We start from the raw sequence: 18,244 nt of genomic DNA on the forward strand, positions 1-18,244 counted from the left end.
ACCGTTTGAACGCTTCGGTTTAAAATAGGCGCAATCGCTTCCGCCCGGGTACCTTGCAAATATAAATATAGCGCCTGATAACGCTCGTACATGCGGCGATCTTTTGCTTTTTTCATCGCTTGCTTAACTTCTTCTAATTTTTGTGCGTTTTCCATCTTCATTCCCTGCCTGTCTGTTCATGTTTCATTACTTATTCGACAAGTAGGTATGAATTTCCTTACCATAGATTTCTAAGGTCTTTAGTTCAACTTATATAGCAAAGAGTCCCACGGCTGTAGCCGTGTTGGAGGCTTAAAAGCAATGGATGCGATTAAGTAGATGGCAAAAAGGCCAAGCCTCTGGTGGTTATCCGTTGGCTTGGCCTTTTGTCGTTCATGCATTTTCATTGCGTCGGGCCATCTGCTGCCAGACCGATCCGACGGCCGCCTGGCCGCCCTCGATGCGCTCCAGCGCCATGCGCACCTGCATTCGCACTTCAAACTCCGGGTCGTCCTGAGCCGCTTGCAGGGCTTGGATCGCTCCTTCGTCGCCTACTTCATAAAGGAAGCGGGCTGCCCGCCAGCGCACCAGCTTGTTGGAATCCTGCAAAGCTCCGACCATCGCATCCTGTGCTGCGGGGTCCCCGATATCCGACAGCGTGTCCCCCGCGGTCCGGCGGACGGAGGAGGAAGAGTCGCGCAAAGCACGGTACAGGTAGGGAAGCACATGCGGTTCTTTCAAATCCCCCAAATAGACGGTGGCCAAGCGCCGGACCGTCGAACGTTCGTCCTCCAGACCTTTGAGCAGCAGCGGCAGTGTTTCCTCGGAGGGCTTGATCTGCTCCAGTGCCGCATATCGCTGCTTCCAATCGGGGTCCTGCAGCTTTCGCTCAGTTTCTTCATAGCTCAGCGTCGTACGGCCGGAAGCCGCCAGCTCCTTCACATCGCCTTGAGCCGGGCCCTGCTCGGCTTGGGCAATCAGCCGTTCGAGCTGATCGTCGCTGTAGGCGGCGTCCAGCTCCTGAACCACTTCGTCCAAGACGTCCTGAAGCTCGCCGTAGCGCGTATCCCAATCGTCCAAGGAACGCTCTTTGATCAGGTTCGGCGCGGCTGCCGCCCCGCGGACGGCGGCGTCGCTAAACCGTTGGGGCAGGGCGGCCCGCCGTTCTTCCGCGCCATTCGTTACCCGAACCTGCAGCGGAATGCCGCGAAAATGCTGCAGAAGCACCTTGACTTCGCCGAATGTCGCATCGGTTGTTTTCGCCGGGTTGTCCGGGGAAGCGGGCTTTTGTGCGGCTGCTTCTGTCTGGTTTTGCGCTGCGCTGGACGGCGCGACGCCAATGATGTCCCGAACTTCGGCGAGAATGTGCTGCCAATCGCCCTTGGCTATCCGGTCCAGGGCGATAAAATCCGCCGCGCGGTACAAGCTTTTGACGCCATCAATGGCGAGCAGCTGCCGAAGCTGAGGATCTGCCAGTTGGCCAGCTTGCTCGCGGTTGAACGTTTCGCGAACGTCTTTTGGCAAGGAAGTATCCAAATTGATTTTCATGGTATTCGGGCTAGGCGTTGGTTCGATTGAGAGAATAGGCATGGTCATACCTCCTGTCTGCCTGATTGTTCGGATTTTGGTTCGTGTGGATCTGGATTTATGGCTGTACCGCGAGATAACATTCTTGGATGACTCGAACGTGGTGAAGCTCGTGCCCCGCGATAATATAGGCCAAGGCTCGCACGGATGTATTACAATCCGCCGCCGTTCCTTGGCGCAGCCAGGCTTCCGGACGCAAGCCCACAAGCAGGGTCAGTGTCGCCTGCCGGACTGCTGCAAATTCTGCCAATAGAGAAGTAAGTGGCAAGTCATCGAATTTTGCACCAGAGACATAGAGATGCTCGTCCATGGAAGGGGACGGGGTCTGATCGCCACGCGCGATGCACAGCAAGCGGTAGCTTAAGACCCGCTCGGTATCCGTGACGTGGCCGAGTACTTCTTTCAGACTCCATTTGCCTTCGGCATAACGAAAGAGGGCTTGTTCCTCGGTCAGCGGGTGGAGCAGCTCGGTCGTTGCTTTCAGTTGGATGCGGAGCAGTTCCTGAATATCCCCATCAGGAACCTGTGCAATATACTCTTGATAGTGCGCTCCATATTCTGTAGCTTCTGGTCTGCTCATCGTTCGGCTTCTCTCCTCCGGGTTGAATAAAAAGGACCGACGCTCTCGAAAGAGCAGGCCGGTCTCTTGTCTGCATTAGCTTGGGTGTAAATCTTAATCCAGATCAAGCAAATTGCGGTGAAGGTAGTTGTCGTCCAACGCTTTGGTGAGATCAAAGACGGTATGAGCCAGATCCAAATTTTCGAACGTGTGCTCACAGGAGTCTTTATACGCCATTTCTTCCTCGTAATGCGACATATAGCGGTCGATGAGCTCGGGCGAATCCCCGCGCTCCACCTCGCGGCGCTTGACCGTTTCCCGATCGGCGTAGATGAAGATTCGCACAACTCGATCGCTGTACAGGGACTTCAGGGTCTCCGCGCCTTGACGGTTTAAGATCAAGTAGACAGCCCCGTGCTTTTGGACCATGTCGGCGACGTCGGATTCTTTGACCCCGTACCGGTTCCCATCCAATTCGATCACTTCGATGAACTTCCGGTTTGCTTCGGCTTCCTCAAATTGCTTCCGAGTGACGAAATGGTAGTCTTGCCCGTCTACCTCCGAAGAGCGGGGAGGGCGGGTCGTGTACGAAATTACCTGTTTGATGCCGAGCGTACTGCCGGACATCTGAGCGACGGTTCGGCGACCGGCTCCATTCGGACCCGTGAATACAAAAATGAGTTCCTTTTCTTTCAGTTCGTACATAGAAACCCTCCTTCATTTGGGAAGCGCAGTTCCTTACCGAGTGCCTAGCCTTTATTTTACATGGTTTCTCAGAGGAGGTAAAGATGCTTTTGAAAGCGTTTCAGCGATTCCGCTGCCTGCCGTCTCCGCTGCCACGTCGCCCGCGAGCAGCACCCGCGTTCGCGTCCGCGCCGTCACGCCGCCCGCGAGCAGCGCCCGCATTCGCGTCCGTGCCGCCCCGGCGCCCGCGAGCAGCGCCAGCTCCCGCGCCGTCACGCCGTCCGCGAGCAGCGCCCGCCGCTGCGTCCGCGCCGCCACGTCGCCCGCGCGCTGCGCCAGCTCCCGCGTCCGCGCCGCTCCGCCGCCCGCGCGCAGCACTCGCGCTCGCATCCGCGCCGCCACGTCGTCCGCGCGCTGCGCCAGCTCCCGCGTCCGCGCCGCTCCGCCGCCCGCGCGCAGCACTCGCGCTCGCATCCGCGCCGCCACGTCGTCCGCGCGCTGCGCCAGCTCCCGCGTCCGCGCCGCCACGTCGCCTGCCCGCTGCGCCAGCTCCCGCGTCCGCGTCGCCACGTCGCCCTCGAGCAGCGCCAGCTCCCGCGTCCGCGCCGCTCCGCCGCCCGCGCGCAGCACCCGCGCTCGCATCCGCGCCGCCACGTCGCCCGCGCGCAGCACCCGCGCTCGCGTCCGCGCCGCTCCGCCGCCCGCGCGCAGCACCCGCGCTCGCATCCGCGCCGCCACGTCGCCCTCGAGCAGCACCCGCGTTCGCGTCCGCGCCGCCACGTCGCCCTCGAGCAGCACCCGCGTTCGCGTCCGCGCCGCCACGTCGCCCGCGCGCCGCGCCAGCTCCCGCGTCCGCATCGCCACGCTCTGCCGCAGCTTTGCCTGGCTGCTTCGCGATCGTCGCCTTAATGCCCCGCTCGATCTGCTCCAAGTACATGGCATCCCGCGTCGTGGCGAACGTAATCGCTTTTCCCGTCTGGCCCGCGCGTCCCGTCCGCCCGATGCGGTGAATGTAGCTTTCGGCATCATGCGGAATGTCGTAGTTGAACACGTGCGTGATGCCTTCGACGTCGAGCCCACGCGCCGCAATATCGGTTGCTACAAGCAGCTGGATTTTGGCCTCGCGAAATCGCTTCATGACCTGCTCGCGCTTCGCCTGTGTCAAGTCTCCGTGCAGTTCGTCGCACGAATACCCGCGTTCCGCCAGCTCGTTCATCAGCTTGCTCGCTCTAAGCTTCGTACGGCAAAAGATCATCGCCAAATACGGATTTTCTTCGTCGATCAATTTACAGAGTGCTTCCAGCTTTCCGCGGTCGGTGGTCTGAATCACGACCTGCTCGATTTCGTCCAGCGTCACGCGTTTCGATTTCACTTCGATCTCAACCGGCTGCCGCATGTACTCTTTGGCCAGCTGACGGATGCGCGGAGGCATCGTAGCCGAGAACAGCAGCGTCTGCCTGCGGCTCGGAGTTACCGAAATAATTTCCACGACCTCCGGCAAAAAGCCCATGTGCAGCATTTGATCCGCTTCGTCCAGAACGAGAACGGACAGCTTATGAAGCTGCACCGTTTCCCGGCGTAGATGATCGAGGAGCCGTCCGGGCGTCGCTACAATGATATGTATATTTCCTTCCAGCTTGCGGATCTGACGCTCGACATCTTGACCTCCGTAGGCCGATAGCACGCGCAAGCCTTTGAGCGGAGCCCAGCGCTTGATTTCTTCCGTAATTTGAATGGCAAGCTCACGGGTCGGGGTAACGATCAGCGCCTGCACGTTAGGGTTATCAGGATTGACGTTTTCCAGGATCGGCAGCGCAAAAGCCAACGTTTTGCCCGTTCCTGTCTGCGCTTGAGCGATGATGTCGTGCCCGGCAAGAGCAACCGGGATCGCCTCGCGTTGGATCGGCGTCGGCTCGTCGTATCCATGTTTTTGCATGGCCTCGGCCAAGTCGCTCCCGATCCCGAGCAGGGCAAAATTATTTTTCTTCATTATATTATCTCCCTGTAATTCGAATTATTCTTCTAAGAGAACCTTCAATTATAAATGCAATTCTACAGGAACCGGCGGCAAAAAGAAACTGCACGGGGCTAAAAAGGCCGGGTGCAGCATGCTTTCCGCGGGAGTTAAGCCTCAATACTCCCGGCCGTTCCCTTCCGCTTGATTCGGAACCGTAACGTCCGTTCCGAACGTCCGTTCCATCATTTCCGCGAATTGGGGGTGGTACGGTTCCAGACTTCTTCCGCTCCAGCTGTCCTGCGCCATCCGGTTGAACGCGTTGACGACGATGCGGTTCGCCGAAATATAGACGTCATGTACCGTCGGCTGATTCAGGCGAATTTTTTCTGCGATCTTCTGTTTGAACAAATGCGACAAATGCTCGTGGTGCATTTCCGTCTCCGCGCCGCTGCTGCCGCTGATCAACTGGTCGGGCGGGGCATAGTCGCTTTGATCTCCGTACGTGCTGTACAGCCCTTTGACCAATCCGTAGCTGTTGGTTTCCCTCCCGGCGACGTCGCCTCCCCGCGTCCCGCTGGCGGTACTGTCGATCGTGATGGCGACGTAGGCGGTATTATCGCCCATCATAACGATCGCGCTGCTGACTCCGTCCATAGCAGTCACCTGATCGGACAAATGCTGATTCATTTCCAGTTTGGTTACTTTGTGGGAAACGGGGGCATACTGCTGCTGAGTTTGATAAGCGCGCGACGTGTCCTGCCTCGGCATATCCCGCTTGCTGCCGTAATTGTTTGCGCTGTTGTAGTCGTACCATGAAAAGCAGCCGGTCATCGTCATGGCGAGGCTCAAGACGGCCGCCGGTCCGATCCATCGGAAATAACGCATCATAATTGCCCTCCTTTGAAAATCTCCTTCTTAGGATTGATTATCGGGGACGATTTATGCGCAGGAAAGCGAGGTCCAAATGATGCATAAAAAAACCGCTATATGGAAATAACCAAGTAGAGGCGAAAACGCTTAACCCCAGCAAATTCGAGAGTTCCGAACAATTTGTGAACTTCTTCAGATTCATTGACAAAAAACAGGTCCGAATTTATAGTTAATATGGTGATTAGGTTCATTGACAAGTTATGACCTATTTTGATCGAAAAATATTTGCTTTATAAGGTGGGATTGATTAAGATGATTCGATGGCAAAATCTGTGGCGATTCACCCCTCTTTTTGGGTTGATGATGTTGCTGTTAACGGGGTGTGGAGACCAGACGATTTCCGCCTTAAAGCCAAGGGGTCCGGTGGCCAGAGATCAGCTCTTCCTGATGAAGCTAAGCTTCGGGATCATGCTTCTGGTTGTCGTGGTCGTTTTTGTCCTTTATTTGTATGTCTTGGTCCGCTTCAGAAAGAAAAAAGGCGATAAAGACATCATTCCGAAACAGGTGGAAGGCAGCCATACACTGGAGATTATTTGGACGGTTATTCCGATCATTTTGCTCCTCATTTTGGCCGTTCCTACCGTACAGTACACCTTTAAGCTTTTGGAAGACCACAGAGACAACAAAGAAGCGCTGCACGTTAAAGTGACGGCTCACGCCTTCTGGTGGCAATTCGAATATCCGGAGTTGGGGATCGCAACAGCTCAAGACTTAGTCATTCCAACAAACAAAAAGATCGCCTTTGAATTAACCGCTTCCGATGTGAAGCACTCCTTCTGGGTTCCGTCGCTTGGCGGTAAGATGGACACGAACCCGGGCATGACCAACGTGTACTACTTACAAGCAGACGAAGTGGACGTCTTCAAAGGGAAGTGCGCGGAGCTTTGCGGCGCCTCTCACTCCTTGATGGACTTTAAAGTGAAATCGATGGAACAAGCCGATTTCGATCAATGGGTCGCCAAAATGAAAACGCCTACGGCCATTCCGGCCGATGCGAAGAAAGGCGAGCAGATCTTCAAAGACAACTGTTTGTCCTGTCACGCGGTTAACACGCAGGGACTCGGTGCAGGTCCCAACTTGAACGGCTTTGCTTCCCGTGAGCTCGTTGCTGGTATTTTGCCGCACAACGAACAAAGTTTGAAGGAGTGGATCTCCGATCCTCAATCGGTGAAACCGGGCAATAAGATGCCTACTGTCGGATTGAAGGATGACGAAATCAGTGAAGTAATCAAATACTTGTATTCGTTGAAGTTAAAGTAACGAGCATCGCGGAAAAAGGAGGTTTATACGGTGGCTCACGGACACACGGCAAAACGGTACACCGGGCTGATGGATTGGCTTACCACGGTGGACCATAAAAAGATCGGAATTTTATATTTGATTGCGGGCGGCATCTTCTTCTTGCTGGGCGGCATTGAGGCCATCTTGATCCGGGTTCAGCTGCTTTACCCCGATCAGAAAATCTTTTTCGGAGATACGTTTAACCAATTGACAACCATGCACGGTACGACGATGATCTTCCTTGCGGCGATGCCGGTCATCTTCGCTTTCATGAATGCGATCGTACCGCTTCAGATCGGAGCTCGCGACGTAGCGTTCCCGTTCGTGAACGCGCTGGGCTTCTGGTTATTCTTCTTCGGCGGCGTGCTGCTGAACACGTCGTGGTTTCTCGGCGGCGCGCCGGCAGCGGGTTGGACGGCTTATCCGCCGCTTGCAGGCATCATTGATCCAAGCGGCGCGTTCAAGGGCGTAGACTTCTACGTTCTCGGCTTGCAGATCGCAGGTCTTGGTACGCTGATCGGGGGGATTAACTTTCTCGTCACGATCATCAACATGCGTGCGCCAGGCATGACTTACATGAGAATGCCGATGTTTACCTGGACTGCATTCATTACTTCTTTGCTGATTCTTTTCGCTTTCCCGGCCATTACGGTAGGGCTTGTCGAAATGATGTTCGATCGGATTTTTGGCGGCGCATTCTTTGATATAGCCAAGGGTGGTAATCCGGTACTGTGGGAACACCTTTTCTGGATTTTCGGGCACCCCGAAGTTTACATCTTGATCCTGCCGGCTTTTGGTATCGTCTCTGACGTCGTTGCGACGTTCTCCAGAAAGCGGTTATTCGGTTACAGCTCGATGGTATTCGCTACAGCGCTGATCGGGTTCTTGGGCTTCATGGTTTGGGCTCACCATATGTTTACGACAGGGATCGGTCCCGTCGGAGATGCGATCTTCGGGGTCGCCACGATGGCGATCGCGGTTCCGACCGGGGTCAAAATCTTTAACTGGCTGTTCACCCTGTGGGGCGGACAAATCCGTTTCACAACGGCGAACATTTTCGCAACGGCTTTTATCCCGACGTTCGTTATGGGTGGAGTTACCGGGGTTATGCTTGCCGTACCGGCAGCCGACTTCCAGTACCATGACACGTACTTTGTCGTAGCTCACTTCCACTACGTTATCGTAGGGGGTCTCGTACTTGGCTTGTTCGCGGCTTCGTACTACTGGTGGCCGAAAATGTTCGGCCGCATGCTGAACGAGACGCTTGGTAAAATTCATTTCTGGACTTTCTTTATCGGGTTCCATATGACGTTCTTCCCGCAGCACTTCTTGGGCTTGATGGGGATGCCGCGCCGCGTGTTTACGTATCAGGCGGACGCTGGACTCGAGCAAGGGAACTTTATCAGTACCATCGGCGCGTTCCTGATGGGGATTGGTACGATTATCTTCTTGATCAACATCTTTGCCTCCTTAAGAAGACCGATGGATGCCCCGGCCGATCCGTGGGATGCTCGTACGCTGGAGTGGACGATTCCTTCGCCGCCGCCGGAGTACAACTTCAAGCAAACTCCGCTTGTTCGCGGATATGACGCATTCTGGAAAGAAAAAATGGCAGGCAACAAAGAAATGACGCCGGCCGAACCGATTGGTTCGATTCACATGCCGTCGCCTTCGATTCTACCGTTCCTGATGTCTGTCGGCTTGTTCGTCGCAGGGTACGGATTTATGTATCACACGTATATTGTCAGCATCCTCGGTATCGGTATGACGTTAATCTGCATGTTCTTCCGTTCGGTGTATGATGATCACGGTTTCCATATCGAACCGGAGGAATTAAACGATAAGGGGGCGAAGGCATGAGTGCAGCACATCATGAAGTGGGCGGCGCTTTGCCACCTCACGCAGAAACGGCAACATTAGAAGGCAAAAATAAAGTTCTAGGCTTCTGGCTGTTCCTTGGCGGCGAGTGCGTACTGTTCGGTTCGCTCTTCGCCTCCTACATCGCACTGCGCAATCAGGTGCCGGACGGCCCGACGGCTCAGCATTTGTTCTCGCTCGACTTGGTCGGTATATCGACGTTCATCTTGCTTACCAGTTCTTTGACCAGTGTGTTCGCCACGATGGCGCTGCACCGCAACCAGTTCCAAAAGCTTCAAGCTTGGATGGCCGTTACCGTATTGCTCGGTCTTGCCTTCCTGGGCCTTGAAATTTACGAGTTCGTACACTACGTCAATGAAGGTCATACGTTCACGAAAAGCGCGTTCGCTACCTCCTTCTATACATTGGTAGGCTTTCACGGCGCTCACGTTGCTTTTGGTGTTCTGTGGATCTCGCTTTTGATTATCAACGGCTTCAAGAAAGGCTTGACTGTAGTCACGGCGCCCAAATATTACGTCGCCGGCTTATACTGGCACTTTATCGACGTCATTTGGGTATTCATCTTTACGGTCGTATACCTGATGGGGAAGGTGGGTCCATAAATGAGCAACCAACACCATTCATCGTCTGCCGATGATCGTCATCGTTTGGAAGGTCCGAGGAATCACTACTTGTCGTACATTATCTCCATCGTACTCACGATGCTGGCATTTGCCGTCGTGCTGTACGGCGGGTTGGACCGTTCGTTTATTTTGTTCTTTATCGTCGGCTTGGCGATTGTTCAGATTATATTCCAATTGGCCTATTGGATGCACATGAAAGACCGGGGGCATTTCTTCCCGATCATCGGATTGGCATTCGGCGCGTTTATCGCATTAACGGCGGTCATCATGGCCGTATATTGGGTTTGGTGGTAAGATAGAGGAGAGGCGGCTGCGTTACGTAAGCCCCTCTCTTTTGCGTAACGGTAGACATTTTCACCGTTTCGATACAATTCCCGGCGCAAAGACCGGGTTGGGAAGGAGCATAATCGTCTTGGACCCTACGATGTCCCATGGAGGGCACGAAACCGGCCCTACATTTGCTGCATTATGGAGCCCCGGTTTTTTGCTGCTGTTGATTGTTGTCGGTGTATTATATACGCTTGCGGTAGGCCGCTGGCGTAAAGACTTTGCGAATAGCGAGCCGGTAGCATTGAAACAAAAGCTGTGGTTCTGGTTCGGACTGGCTTTATGGTACGCGGCGGAAGGCAGCCCGCTTTCCTATTACGGCCATCACTACTTTTTCAGCGTTCATATGTTCCAGCAGTCGATTCTGTATCTGGTCATGCCGCCATGTTTACTGCTCGGGTTGCCCGGGTGGTTGCTGCGCCCCGCGTTAAAAGGAGAGGCAGCCAAACGGGTCTTGCGTTTTTTGACGAATCCGCTGCTGTCGCTGTTTCTATTTAACTTCATTTTCTCGATGTATCACATTCCGATGATCATGGATGCTTTGATGGCCAACGCCACAGCGTTGTTCGTTTATAAAATCTTCTTCCTGCTGGCCGCTTTCCAAATGTGGTTCCCAGTGTTTTGCCCGCTGCCGGAATACAACACCATGTCCGAGATGAAACGGATGGCGTACATCTTCGTAAACGGGATTTTGCTGACGCCGGCCTGTGCGTTGATTATTTTCGCCAGAGATCCGATGTATGCGATGTATGCGGCCGTTCCGGAGCAGCTCTTGCTACTGCCGATGCTCGACGATCAGCAGCTTGGCGGCGTCATCATGAAGATCGTGCAGGAGATTGTGTACGGTATGGCTTTGGGCTTTACCTTCTTCCGTTGGTATCGGAGGGAGCGCAAGCAGGACGACGAGCTCCCCGACGAGTCTTATTTTCCGGCAGGGAGCGCCAATCGGGCCTAATGGGCAAGGTGGAATGTTTATTGCGAAGTGAACGGGTGGGATACACGTGAAAATAGCGATTTTGCCAACGATTAGTACGTCTTTTATTGTGATAAGCGCCGTCTTTGTCGCGTTCGGCTGGTACCACATTGTGAAGGGGAACCGGGAAACGCACCAAAAGCTGATGCTTTGGGGCTCTGGATTTGCGCTGGCGTTCTTTCTGATTTATGCCAGCCGGACGATCTTTGTCGGTAATACGTCTTTCGGCGGACCGGAGAACTTGAAGCTGGCTTATCATTTGTTTTTGTTTTTCCATATTGGGCTCGCAACGCTCGCAGGCGTTTTTGGCATCGTGACACTGCTGCACGCGTTCAATAAGAGGTTTGCGAAGCACCGCAAAATCGGCCGCTGGACGGCAGTGATGTGGCTGCTGACCGCGCCGACCGGTGTGGCCGTGTACATTTTGCTCTACCTGCTGTACCCGGGCGGGGAGATGAAGTCGATGATTGATGCGATTTTGGGGCTGTAGGCCGTTCTAAACTAAACAGAGGCTGTCTGTCCGAGAGGGATACCGCTCGGGGAGAACAGCCTCTTTGCATTGCCGGGAATATTTAGTGATGCTTGAACCAGATGCCGGCACATTCGGGAACGGTCGTCCAGCCTTTTGCGGCGACTTGGGAGGCCAGTTCATCGCCGAAGAAAAAGCGGGTAAGCTCTTCCGCTTCACTCTGGCTCTCGAATGTATAATCCGAGCGGATCCATCGGTGGGTAAAGCCATACTGCCGCTCCAAAGCCGCATAATAGCTCAAGAGAAAATCGGGCGGATTCGGCGTTTCGAAGCCTGTGCCCATCGTTTCGAAGATGATGACGGTTCCGCCGGGACGAAGCACCCGGTTTATTTCCTGCAGGATGCGCTCCAAGTTGGACGACCATATCGGATCGTTGCTGTTCGCCAAGTAGCACAGACTCCAACCGGATACGATCAAGTCCGCACTGGTGTCCGGCAACGGCAGCTCGCGGTGATCCGCGACGACTGTACGCAGGCGGGGACGGTCCGCTTCGGCAATGCGTTCCTTCAAGACGTCCAGCATCGCGGCGGATGCATCGGTTGCCGTCAGCGACCGCGCTTGTCCGATCAAGACGGACGAAAACCTGCCGCTTCCCGCGCCCATATCGACGATGTCGAGTCCTGCGAACGGCTTGATGGATTGCACGATATGCGCCAGTTCGGCTTGCTTGCTGACTAAGCGGTGGTAGCGCCCGGCTTGCTCGGCATAAATGTGATCATGATTCGGCATAAGTACCTCTCCTTCATCAGATGTCGTTGCACCGATAGCGTACACCTTTCCGTTACGTGAAGGTCAAGGGGGAGTAAAACCCGTTTGTGTATTTATCCGCTTAGGCCGGGGCGGACTCTTCTAGAGAGCTTTTGAACAGCCGTTCCGTTCGGGCATAAAGCTCAAGCAGAAGATCGCGGTCGATAAGACTGGCGTGATGTTCGAAGGTTACGTGAAACCGTTCGTTCCGCTGCGCTAGGTAGGCGAGATAGGTATAGGCGTCCCCAAAGCGATCATCCTCGTCATGCTCCGGCAGAACGGGAAGATGATGAATGAACCGGTCTTCCTCGTACCGGACATTGCTGTAATGGACCAAATAAACATAAGGCGCTATATCTTCAAGCCAACGCATCGGTTCGACAGTATGAAACGCTCTCGCGGAAACATCCAACCGGGACGTATCCACGACTAGCCCAATCTCCGGGTGCTCCCGGAACATCATCGTAAGCAGTTTCTCATGCTCTCCCCAAAAATCATGCTCTAATACGATATGTTGCCCATAACGGTGTTGAAGCTCACAAAGCGCATTAAACAATCGAAGGGAGATGTCTCTAAACAGCGCGGCATCGATCTGATCGGCTTCATAACGTTCGCCCGGCTTTGGCATATTCGAGTAAACGTGTTTCGTTTCCAACGGAAATATCGGCACGAAAGGATAATGAAACAAAATATAATCGGCGCCATATTCCGCTGCTGTACGGACTTCCCGTTCTACACAGCGCAACGCTTCTTCCCGCTCCTTCCCGCTCCTCGCGGTCTGTGGATGTAATCCGCGGGAGCCTGTATGGCTGTCCGCTGAAAACCGGCGTATGAATGCCAAAGGAAAGACCCTTCTCTTTACAGACTTTCGTTGTATACCGTAAGCTTTCGTTATCGCGATACTGGCAAATTTCAATGCCGCTAATTGCATCGGAACCGAAACGTTCCATTTTCTCTTCGCTGAATGCATTCCACATACCCATTTGCAATCTTCTTCGGTTCATGATCCAATCCCCTTATGGCTGATAGAATGATAGGTTCTACATATTTTACCATCTCTCGAAGTAGTTTTCCAAGCGCCCGATAAAAATGACCTTCACCGTCATGAGTTGTTTTTAATTCGAAAGAGGAACAATTTGGGGGACAATGTATTAATAAAAGTTTCCTAAAAGCAAAAAAGTTTTCCGTGTACAAAACTATTCCATTCGGTATATAATGGGGAATAATGGAATCGTCCGGAGATCAAAATGATGAAAGACTGGCAGGTGTAAACGAACCGTGAACATTCGAAGCTTGCATCAAGAGGATCGCTCGACCCGCAGAGCGCTTCTGATCTTGTTAAAAAAGCGGGGCAAAATCAGCGTTCAGGAAGCGGCGGAGCAGCTAGGCATATCGGGGGTCGCCGTTCGGCGCCATATTCACGAACTGCAAAAGGATCAATATGTGCAGACGAATATTCAACGCCAAAGCGCGGGGAGACCGACTTATTTATACAGTCTTACTGAAAAGGCGGGCGCTTTGTTTGCGAACGGCTACGATGCCTTAGTCAACGATTTGATCGACGAAGTGAAGGATAAATTCGGGGGGAGCCAAGTCAGCCGCTTGTTCGATCGGCGGAAAGAGAAATGGCTGCAGAAGCATGGGGATTCGTTTCAAGGCCTGGATTTGGAAAAGCGGGTGGAGCGGCTGGCCCGGCTGCAGGAGCAGGAAGGGTATATGGTTAAGGTAGAAAAGAGAGGGGACGGAACGTTCGTCTTCGAGGAAGCGAACTGCCCGATCTATCAGGTGGCCGTCCGCTACCGGCAGGCTTGCCAGTGCGAGCTGTCGCTGTTTCAAGCTTTGCTTGCCGTCCCCGTTGTGCGCACGGAATGCATGGCCGAAGGCGGGCGGAAGTGCCAGTATATGATCAACTCGGTTCAGGCCTAGACTTGGAAGCGGAAAAGGAGTGCAGCGAATGGACGATACGATAAAGGGCTACCCCGACCCAGAGATGATTACGGTGACGGATGAGCGGTTGATCCCGGTTGTGGCGGCGCTGACGAATTTGACGGAAAGCTGGAAGACCCAGCTAAGCAAAGGCGCCGTCAGCCTTCCGATGGCTGTACAGATCGGAAAGAAGCTCAGCCATGAGCGGCAGCAGGCCTTGCTGGAGTTTTGGGAGGATGCCCGCTTGCCCGACAAATATATGAGCAGGGCGCTGCACGCCTTTGCCGGGAACATGCCCGAGTGGGCAGTGCATCAGGTGATCCGTATTTTCCGTCTCACGGAGAAGATCAGAGCTTCGATGATCATGCTGAACGATCTGATGGACCGGTTCGACGAGCTATACGAACGGTTCGAGCACGAATTCTGGGAAGGGGAATGGTCTGGAGCGGAGGAGGAGCTGGAGCCGTATCTCGACAGGCTGGAAGCCGAATTTCAGGAGCTGCATCGGCAAGCATCGGACGAGAAAAAGTCGTATAACCGGCATTACGGGGACAGCTCGTCGGACTCTGCAAGGGATTCTGCGAGAACGGCTGGGCCAAGCAGGGGACCGGTGCCCTTTTCGACGGTGATCGGCGCTGCGGACGATGCCTCGCCCAAGGAGCTGAAACAGCGCTACCGGACATTAATGAAAAAGCTTCACCCGGATCACGGAGGCAGCGCCTATTTGTTCGATTGGGTCAAGCAGGCGCACGACAACTATATGCATGGCAAATCAAGCTTATGACAAAGAGACCTGCTGTCACGGCAACAGGTCTCAGAGTGTTGAGAAAGCGGTTTTGACAAAAATAGAGATACATACGGAAGTGGATACCCCACCCCCCTTGCACACCTCTATTACCTCAATTTACCACTTTCATTAAACGCGAGCCGTCGTCTGGCGAGTCCGCTCAAGAAGTACAGCAGGACGTGCAGGCTTATGCGCGACGTTCGATCGCGCGTATCCCGGCTCGGGTCCACACAGACCATGTCCATGCCGATGACGCGATTCCACTCCCCGAGCAGCTCAGCGCTCGTGAACAGGTCCACCGGCGAGAGACCACCCGGCCCGATCGCCGGCACACCGGGGACATCGGCTTGGTCCAGTACGTCGATATCGAATGTGACGTAGACGGAATCCGTCTTGGCGGCAAGCTCGTGAATCGTCCGTTCCAAAATCGGCTTGATGCCTTCCTCCCGGACCTGCCTTGCCGTATAAAGCGTAATGCCCTGCTGCTCGGCGAAGTCGCGGTACGCTTTGGAATTGGCGAAGCTGCGCAGCCCGATATTCACGATATCCTCGCCCCGGATGACGCTGTTCTCCACCAGACTGCGGATAGGCGTTCCGTTCGATCTGCCGCCGTAGGCCGTATCCCGGACATCGAGGTGGGCGTCGAACTGGATGAGCCCGATGCGTTCTTTGCGCACGCTCTGAATGCCTGATAGCGCCGGGAATGTAATCGAATGGTCGCCGCCCACCAGACACGGGATCGTGGAAGGGAGCTGCTGCGAAATTTCTTGAAACGCCTGTTCGATATTGCGGTGGCACTGCGGGATGTCGGTGACGTGCATGCCGACATCTCCGAGGTCGCCGACTTGCAAGCTGCTCAGATCCAAATCCGCTTCGAAGTTATACGTCGTAAAGGCGCTGAACAGCTGTCTTAACGTAGCGGGATGCAGGTGGGCGCCCGAGAAGCTGATCGAGCTTTTCGACAGAGGAGCCCCGACGATTGCGGCGTCGAGCGGGCGCTGCCCGTCCCATTCCGTAATCCAGTCGCAGAGCCGAGTCACATACGGGTCGCCTGCGCCCGGAGTAAACATAACGCCGGGCCGCTGCAAATGAGTGAATTTGTGCATGACGGTTCTTTTTCTCCTTCGTGCGATTTTACGAGGCCACTTACTTGCTTTCGAGCACTTGGCTCAGGAACATTTGAGTGCGCGGGTGCGTCGGCTTCGTGAAAATTTCGGACGGCTTGCCTTCCTCGATAATGACGCCGCCGTCCATCACGACGACGCGGTCCGCGACGTCCCGGGCGAAGCCCATCTCGTGCGTGACGATGACCATGGTCATGCCTTCCTTCGCCAAGGTGCGCATCACCTGCAGCACCTCGCCGACCGTCTCCGGGTCGAGCGCGGAAGTCGGCTCGTCGAACAGCATCACCTTCGGCTTCATCGCCAGCGCGCGGGCGATGGCGACCCGCTGCTTTTGTCCGCCGGACAGGCTGGACGGACGGGCTTCCGCCTTGTCCTGCAGGCCGACCTTGCGCAGCAGCTCCCGCGCTAATTGTTCGGCGTCTTCCTTGTTCATCCCCCGCAGCGAGGCCGGAGCCATCGTAATGTTGTGCAGCACCGACTTGTGCGGGAACAGGTTGAACGATTGGAACACCATGCCGACATCCTGGCGGACGGCATTCAGGTCCTTCTGCGGCATTTCCACGGACTGACCGCCCTGTCCTTGCATGGGAATGCGGCCGATCGGTTTTCCTTCGATGACGACGCTGCCTTTGTCGTACGTTTCCAAATAGTTGATGCAGCGCAGCAGCGTGCTTTTGCCCGAGCCCGACGGCCCGAGAATGACGACGACCTCCCCTTGCTGCACCTGAAGATCGACGCCGCGCAGCACATGGTTGCTTCCGAACGATTTGTGAATCCCGTTTATTCGTATCATCGCATATCATCCCCCGTCCCGAGACGTCTTTCCAGCAGCAGGCCGATAAACCCGATCAGGTTGTTGACCACATAGTACAGAATCGCAATCGCGAGCAAAAACTCGATCGTTTTGTACGTGTCGGCAATCAGCAGGTTCGCCTGCCGGAACAGCTCGACGACGGTAATCGTCGACAGCAGGGAAGAGTTTTTCGTGAGCGAGATGAACTCGTTGGTCATCGGCGCCAGCATACGGATCACCGCCTGCGGGATCACGATCTTGCGCATCGTCTGCGCATAGGAGAAGCCGAGGGAACGCCCGGCCTCCATCTGCCCTTTGTCGATCGATTGAATGGCTCCGCGGATGACCTGGGAAGCGTACGCCCCGCTGTACATGCCCAGGGCGATGACGCCGGATATCCATGGAACCGTATCGATACCGAACACGATCGGCAGCCCGTAATAGAGCAGGAACAACTGCACCAGCAGCGGGGTGCCCCGAAACCAAGAAAGATAAGCGAGCGATATATATTTCCACGGCTTGAATTTGGACATTTGTCCGAACGAAATGAACGTCCCGATAATCAGGCTGAGCGCAAACCCGCCCAGCGTGTAAATGACCGTATACCATAACGATTGCAGCAGCAGCCGGATATTCTGCCACTCGCCAAGGACGCTGAAGTCGAAATGCTGCATAGTTTCCCTCCTAATCGCGAGCTAAGCTGCCGGCTCGGCTATTCGAACCATTTTTTAACAATTTCATTGTGCTTTCCGCTGTCTTTGACCTTCTTGACCGCATCGTTGACAGCCTTCACGAATTCCAGGTTATCCTTGCGGATGCCGTAGCCGTAGTACTCTTCCGTGAGCGTTTGGGGCAGGACTTTGACTGTGCCTTTTTCTTTGGCGTAAGCTTTGGCGGCCGGGAATCCGGTGATGACCGCATCGACCTTGCCGGTTTCCAGCTCCAGGAACATTTCCGTGTTTTTCTCCACTTTGACCAGCTCGATGTTCTTGCGGCTTTCTTCCACGAATTTGACCGATTTCGTGCCGATTTGCACCGCCGCTTTTTTTTCGGTCAGATCGTCGAGGCCTTTTATCGTTTCGTTGTCTTTCTTCACCATGATCGAAAGGCCGCCCGGAAAATACGAATCGGAGAATTCGATCGTCTTCTTGCGCTCGTCGGTAATGTACATCGCCGAGACGATGAGATCGAACTTCTTCGCCTGCAGCCCCGGAATGAGTCCTTTGAATTCGGTGTCCACGAATTCGACTTTGTCGACGCCTAGCTCTTTGGCCACCGCACGGATCAGGTCGATGTCGAAGCCTTCGAATTGATCGCCAGATTTGTACTCGAACGGCTTGAAAGTGGCGTCCGTGCCGACCGTAAGCGTTTTCGTTTTGGCGATTTTAGATAAGATTTCGTCGCTGCTCGCAGCCGCTGCCGGAGCTTGCTGTCCTGCCGAAGCGTCAGGCTTGCTGCCGCACGCCGAGACCATGAGCATCAACATACAGAATACTGCCAGAAAAGCCTGCATTTTTGGTTTGAACATCATTGTATAATTCCCCCTGCTTGTAGGTTTT

The 18,244-nt window shown here is 54.6% G+C and carries 21 protein-coding genes; 8 read left to right on the top strand and 13 right to left on the bottom strand.

Annotation, left to right across the window (positions count from 1 at the left end):
• The 6 genes from BLO51_RS31020 to BLO51_RS14475 all read right to left on the bottom strand — a co-directional run.
• On the bottom strand, nt 1–161 hold a 161-nt coding region (locus BLO51_RS31020; RefSeq protein WP_425415810.1), incomplete at its 3' end, for a terminase gpP N-terminus-related DNA-binding protein.
• Between the two features lie 211 nt (nt 162–372).
• Nucleotides 373–1,569: a virulence factor gene (locus BLO51_RS14455; protein ID WP_090672922.1), complete on the bottom strand. Its 1,197-nt coding sequence runs from the start codon at nt 1,567–1,569 to the stop codon at nt 373–375.
• A gap of 55 nt (nt 1,570–1,624) precedes the next feature.
• The gene (locus BLO51_RS14460) at nt 1,625–2,146 is read right to left on the bottom strand and encodes a DinB family protein (protein WP_090672924.1); all 522 of its coding nucleotides are present in this window, start codon (nt 2,144–2,146) and stop codon (nt 1,625–1,627) included.
• A 93-nt stretch (nt 2,147–2,239) separates the two neighbouring features.
• The gene (locus BLO51_RS14465; protein ID WP_090672926.1) at nt 2,240–2,830 is read right to left on the bottom strand and encodes a guanylate kinase; all 591 of its coding nucleotides are present in this window, start codon (nt 2,828–2,830) and stop codon (nt 2,240–2,242) included.
• 100 nt (nt 2,831–2,930) lie between these two features.
• Complete coding sequence (locus BLO51_RS14470; protein ID WP_090672928.1) at nt 2,931–4,799, bottom strand: DEAD/DEAH box helicase; 1,869 nt, start codon at nt 4,797–4,799, stop codon at nt 2,931–2,933.
• Between the two features lie 141 nt (nt 4,800–4,940).
• Nucleotides 4,941–5,654 carry a YhcN/YlaJ family sporulation lipoprotein gene (locus tag BLO51_RS14475; protein ID WP_090672930.1) on the bottom strand — a complete coding sequence of 238 codons (714 nt, stop codon included), beginning with the start codon at nt 5,652–5,654 and terminating at the stop codon, nt 4,941–4,943.
• Between the two features lie 294 nt (nt 5,655–5,948).
• Here BLO51_RS14475 and coxB point away from each other — a divergent pair, with 294 nt between their 5' ends.
• From coxB to BLO51_RS14505, 6 genes are all read left to right on the top strand, one after another.
• A complete protein-coding gene (gene coxB / locus BLO51_RS14480) occupies nt 5,949–6,956 on the top strand; it encodes a cytochrome c oxidase subunit II (RefSeq protein ID WP_090672932.1) in 1,008 nt (335 codons plus the stop codon).
• 69 nt (nt 6,957–7,025) lie between these two features.
• A complete protein-coding gene (gene ctaD, locus BLO51_RS14485) occupies nt 7,026–8,837 on the top strand; it encodes a cytochrome c oxidase subunit I (protein ID WP_167670212.1) in 1,812 nt (603 codons plus the stop codon).
• Nucleotides 8,834–9,457 carry a cytochrome (ubi)quinol oxidase subunit III gene (locus tag BLO51_RS14490; RefSeq protein WP_090672936.1) on the top strand — a complete coding sequence of 208 codons (624 nt, stop codon included), beginning with the start codon at nt 8,834–8,836 and terminating at the stop codon, nt 9,455–9,457. The genes ctaD and BLO51_RS14490 overlap by 4 nt, the downstream gene beginning before the upstream one ends.
• Nucleotides 9,458–9,772: a cytochrome C oxidase subunit IV family protein gene (locus BLO51_RS14495; protein ID WP_090672937.1), complete on the top strand. Its 315-nt coding sequence runs from the start codon at nt 9,458–9,460 to the stop codon at nt 9,770–9,772. It begins immediately after the preceding gene.
• A gap of 118 nt (nt 9,773–9,890) precedes the next feature.
• On the top strand, nt 9,891–10,760 hold the full coding sequence (locus BLO51_RS14500; RefSeq protein WP_090672939.1) for a cytochrome c oxidase assembly protein: 870 nt from the start codon (nt 9,891–9,893) through the stop codon (nt 10,758–10,760).
• A 46-nt stretch (nt 10,761–10,806) separates the two neighbouring features.
• Nucleotides 10,807–11,268 carry a DUF420 domain-containing protein gene (locus tag BLO51_RS14505; RefSeq protein WP_090672941.1) on the top strand — a complete coding sequence of 154 codons (462 nt, stop codon included), beginning with the start codon at nt 10,807–10,809 and terminating at the stop codon, nt 11,266–11,268.
• A gap of 82 nt (nt 11,269–11,350) precedes the next feature.
• On the opposite strand, the gene BLO51_RS14510 is transcribed toward BLO51_RS14505, so the two are convergent.
• From BLO51_RS14510 to BLO51_RS30355, 3 genes are all read right to left on the bottom strand, one after another.
• Nucleotides 11,351–12,037, bottom strand: coding sequence for a class I SAM-dependent methyltransferase (locus BLO51_RS14510; protein ID WP_090672943.1), 687 nt, complete (start codon nt 12,035–12,037; stop codon nt 11,351–11,353).
• Nucleotides 12,038–12,137: 100 nt separating this feature from the next.
• Nucleotides 12,138–12,683, bottom strand: coding sequence for a hypothetical protein (locus BLO51_RS30350; protein ID WP_245719669.1), 546 nt, complete (start codon nt 12,681–12,683; stop codon nt 12,138–12,140).
• Entirely contained in the window at nt 12,658–13,059 is a 402-nt protein-coding gene (locus BLO51_RS30355; protein WP_245719670.1) for a hypothetical protein, read from the bottom strand. The genes BLO51_RS30350 and BLO51_RS30355 overlap by 26 nt, the downstream gene beginning before the upstream one ends.
• A 274-nt stretch (nt 13,060–13,333) precedes the next feature.
• Between BLO51_RS30355 and BLO51_RS14520 the strand changes: the two genes are divergently transcribed.
• A complete protein-coding gene (locus BLO51_RS14520; RefSeq protein ID WP_090672945.1) occupies nt 13,334–13,981 on the top strand; it encodes a helix-turn-helix transcriptional regulator in 648 nt (215 codons plus the stop codon).
• A 28-nt stretch (nt 13,982–14,009) separates the two neighbouring features.
• Nucleotides 14,010–14,765 (top strand): J domain-containing protein, encoded by a 756-nt coding sequence (locus BLO51_RS14525; RefSeq protein ID WP_090672947.1) that lies wholly within the window; start codon nt 14,010–14,012, stop codon nt 14,763–14,765.
• Between the two features lie 110 nt (nt 14,766–14,875).
• Here the strand turns inward: BLO51_RS14525 and BLO51_RS14530 are convergent, their stop codons facing one another.
• The 4 genes from BLO51_RS14530 to BLO51_RS14545 are packed head-to-tail and all read right to left on the bottom strand — an operon-like array spanning nt 14,876 to nt 18,216.
• On the bottom strand, nt 14,876–15,874 hold the full coding sequence (locus tag BLO51_RS14530) for an agmatinase family protein (protein ID WP_090672948.1): 999 nt from the start codon (nt 15,872–15,874) through the stop codon (nt 14,876–14,878).
• 40 nt (nt 15,875–15,914) lie between these two features.
• On the bottom strand, nt 15,915–16,685 hold the full coding sequence (locus BLO51_RS14535) for an amino acid ABC transporter ATP-binding protein (RefSeq protein WP_090672950.1): 771 nt from the start codon (nt 16,683–16,685) through the stop codon (nt 15,915–15,917).
• Nucleotides 16,682–17,359, bottom strand: coding sequence for an amino acid ABC transporter permease (locus BLO51_RS14540; RefSeq protein WP_090672952.1), 678 nt, complete (start codon nt 17,357–17,359; stop codon nt 16,682–16,684). The genes BLO51_RS14535 and BLO51_RS14540 overlap by 4 nt, the downstream gene beginning before the upstream one ends.
• A 38-nt stretch (nt 17,360–17,397) precedes the next feature.
• Complete coding sequence (locus BLO51_RS14545; protein ID WP_090672953.1) at nt 17,398–18,216, bottom strand: transporter substrate-binding domain-containing protein; 819 nt, start codon at nt 18,214–18,216, stop codon at nt 17,398–17,400.
• Between the last annotated feature and the right edge of the window lie 28 nt (nt 18,217–18,244).

It is taken from the genome of Paenibacillus tianmuensis (assembly GCF_900100345.1).
GTDB lineage: Bacteria > Bacillota > Bacilli > Paenibacillales > NBRC-103111 > Paenibacillus_G > Paenibacillus_G tianmuensis.

Bases quoted from the DNA above. Each gene is read 5' to 3' on its own strand.
- BLO51_RS14530 (WP_090672948.1), bottom strand. From the start codon at position 15,874: ATGCACAAATTCACTCATTTGCAGCGGCCCGGCGTTATGTTTACTCCG.
- BLO51_RS14490 (WP_090672936.1), top strand. From the start codon at position 8,834: ATGAGTGCAGCACATCATGAAGTGGGCGGCGCTTTGCCACCTCACGCA.
- BLO51_RS14510 (WP_090672943.1), bottom strand. From the start codon at position 12,037: ATGCCGAATCATGATCACATTTATGCCGAGCAAGCCGGGCGCTACCAC.
- coxB (WP_090672932.1), top strand. From the start codon at position 5,949: ATGATTCGATGGCAAAATCTGTGGCGATTCACCCCTCTTTTTGGGTTG.
- BLO51_RS14495 (WP_090672937.1), top strand. From the start codon at position 9,458: ATGAGCAACCAACACCATTCATCGTCTGCCGATGATCGTCATCGTTTG.
- ctaD (WP_167670212.1), top strand. From the start codon at position 7,026: ATGGATTGGCTTACCACGGTGGACCATAAAAAGATCGGAATTTTATAT.
- BLO51_RS14535 (WP_090672950.1), bottom strand. From the start codon at position 16,685: ATGATACGAATAAACGGGATTCACAAATCGTTCGGAAGCAACCATGTG.
- BLO51_RS14475 (WP_090672930.1), bottom strand. From the start codon at position 5,654: ATGATGCGTTATTTCCGATGGATCGGACCGGCGGCCGTCTTGAGCCTC.
- BLO51_RS30355 (WP_245719670.1), bottom strand. From the start codon at position 13,059: ATGAACCGAAGAAGATTGCAAATGGGTATGTGGAATGCATTCAGCGAA.
- BLO51_RS14470 (WP_090672928.1), bottom strand. From the start codon at position 4,799: ATGAAGAAAAATAATTTTGCCCTGCTCGGGATCGGGAGCGACTTGGCC.
- BLO51_RS14465 (WP_090672926.1), bottom strand. From the start codon at position 2,830: ATGTACGAACTGAAAGAAAAGGAACTCATTTTTGTATTCACGGGTCCG.
- BLO51_RS14455 (WP_090672922.1), bottom strand. From the start codon at position 1,569: ATGCCTATTCTCTCAATCGAACCAACGCCTAGCCCGAATACCATGAAA.
- BLO51_RS30350 (WP_245719669.1), bottom strand. From the start codon at position 12,683: ATGCCAAAGCCGGGCGAACGTTATGAAGCCGATCAGATCGATGCCGCG.
- BLO51_RS14460 (WP_090672924.1), bottom strand. From the start codon at position 2,146: ATGAGCAGACCAGAAGCTACAGAATATGGAGCGCACTATCAAGAGTAT.
- BLO51_RS14540 (WP_090672952.1), bottom strand. From the start codon at position 17,359: ATGCAGCATTTCGACTTCAGCGTCCTTGGCGAGTGGCAGAATATCCGG.
- BLO51_RS14525 (WP_090672947.1), top strand. From the start codon at position 14,010: ATGGACGATACGATAAAGGGCTACCCCGACCCAGAGATGATTACGGTG.
- BLO51_RS14545 (WP_090672953.1), bottom strand. From the start codon at position 18,216: ATGATGTTCAAACCAAAAATGCAGGCTTTTCTGGCAGTATTCTGTATG.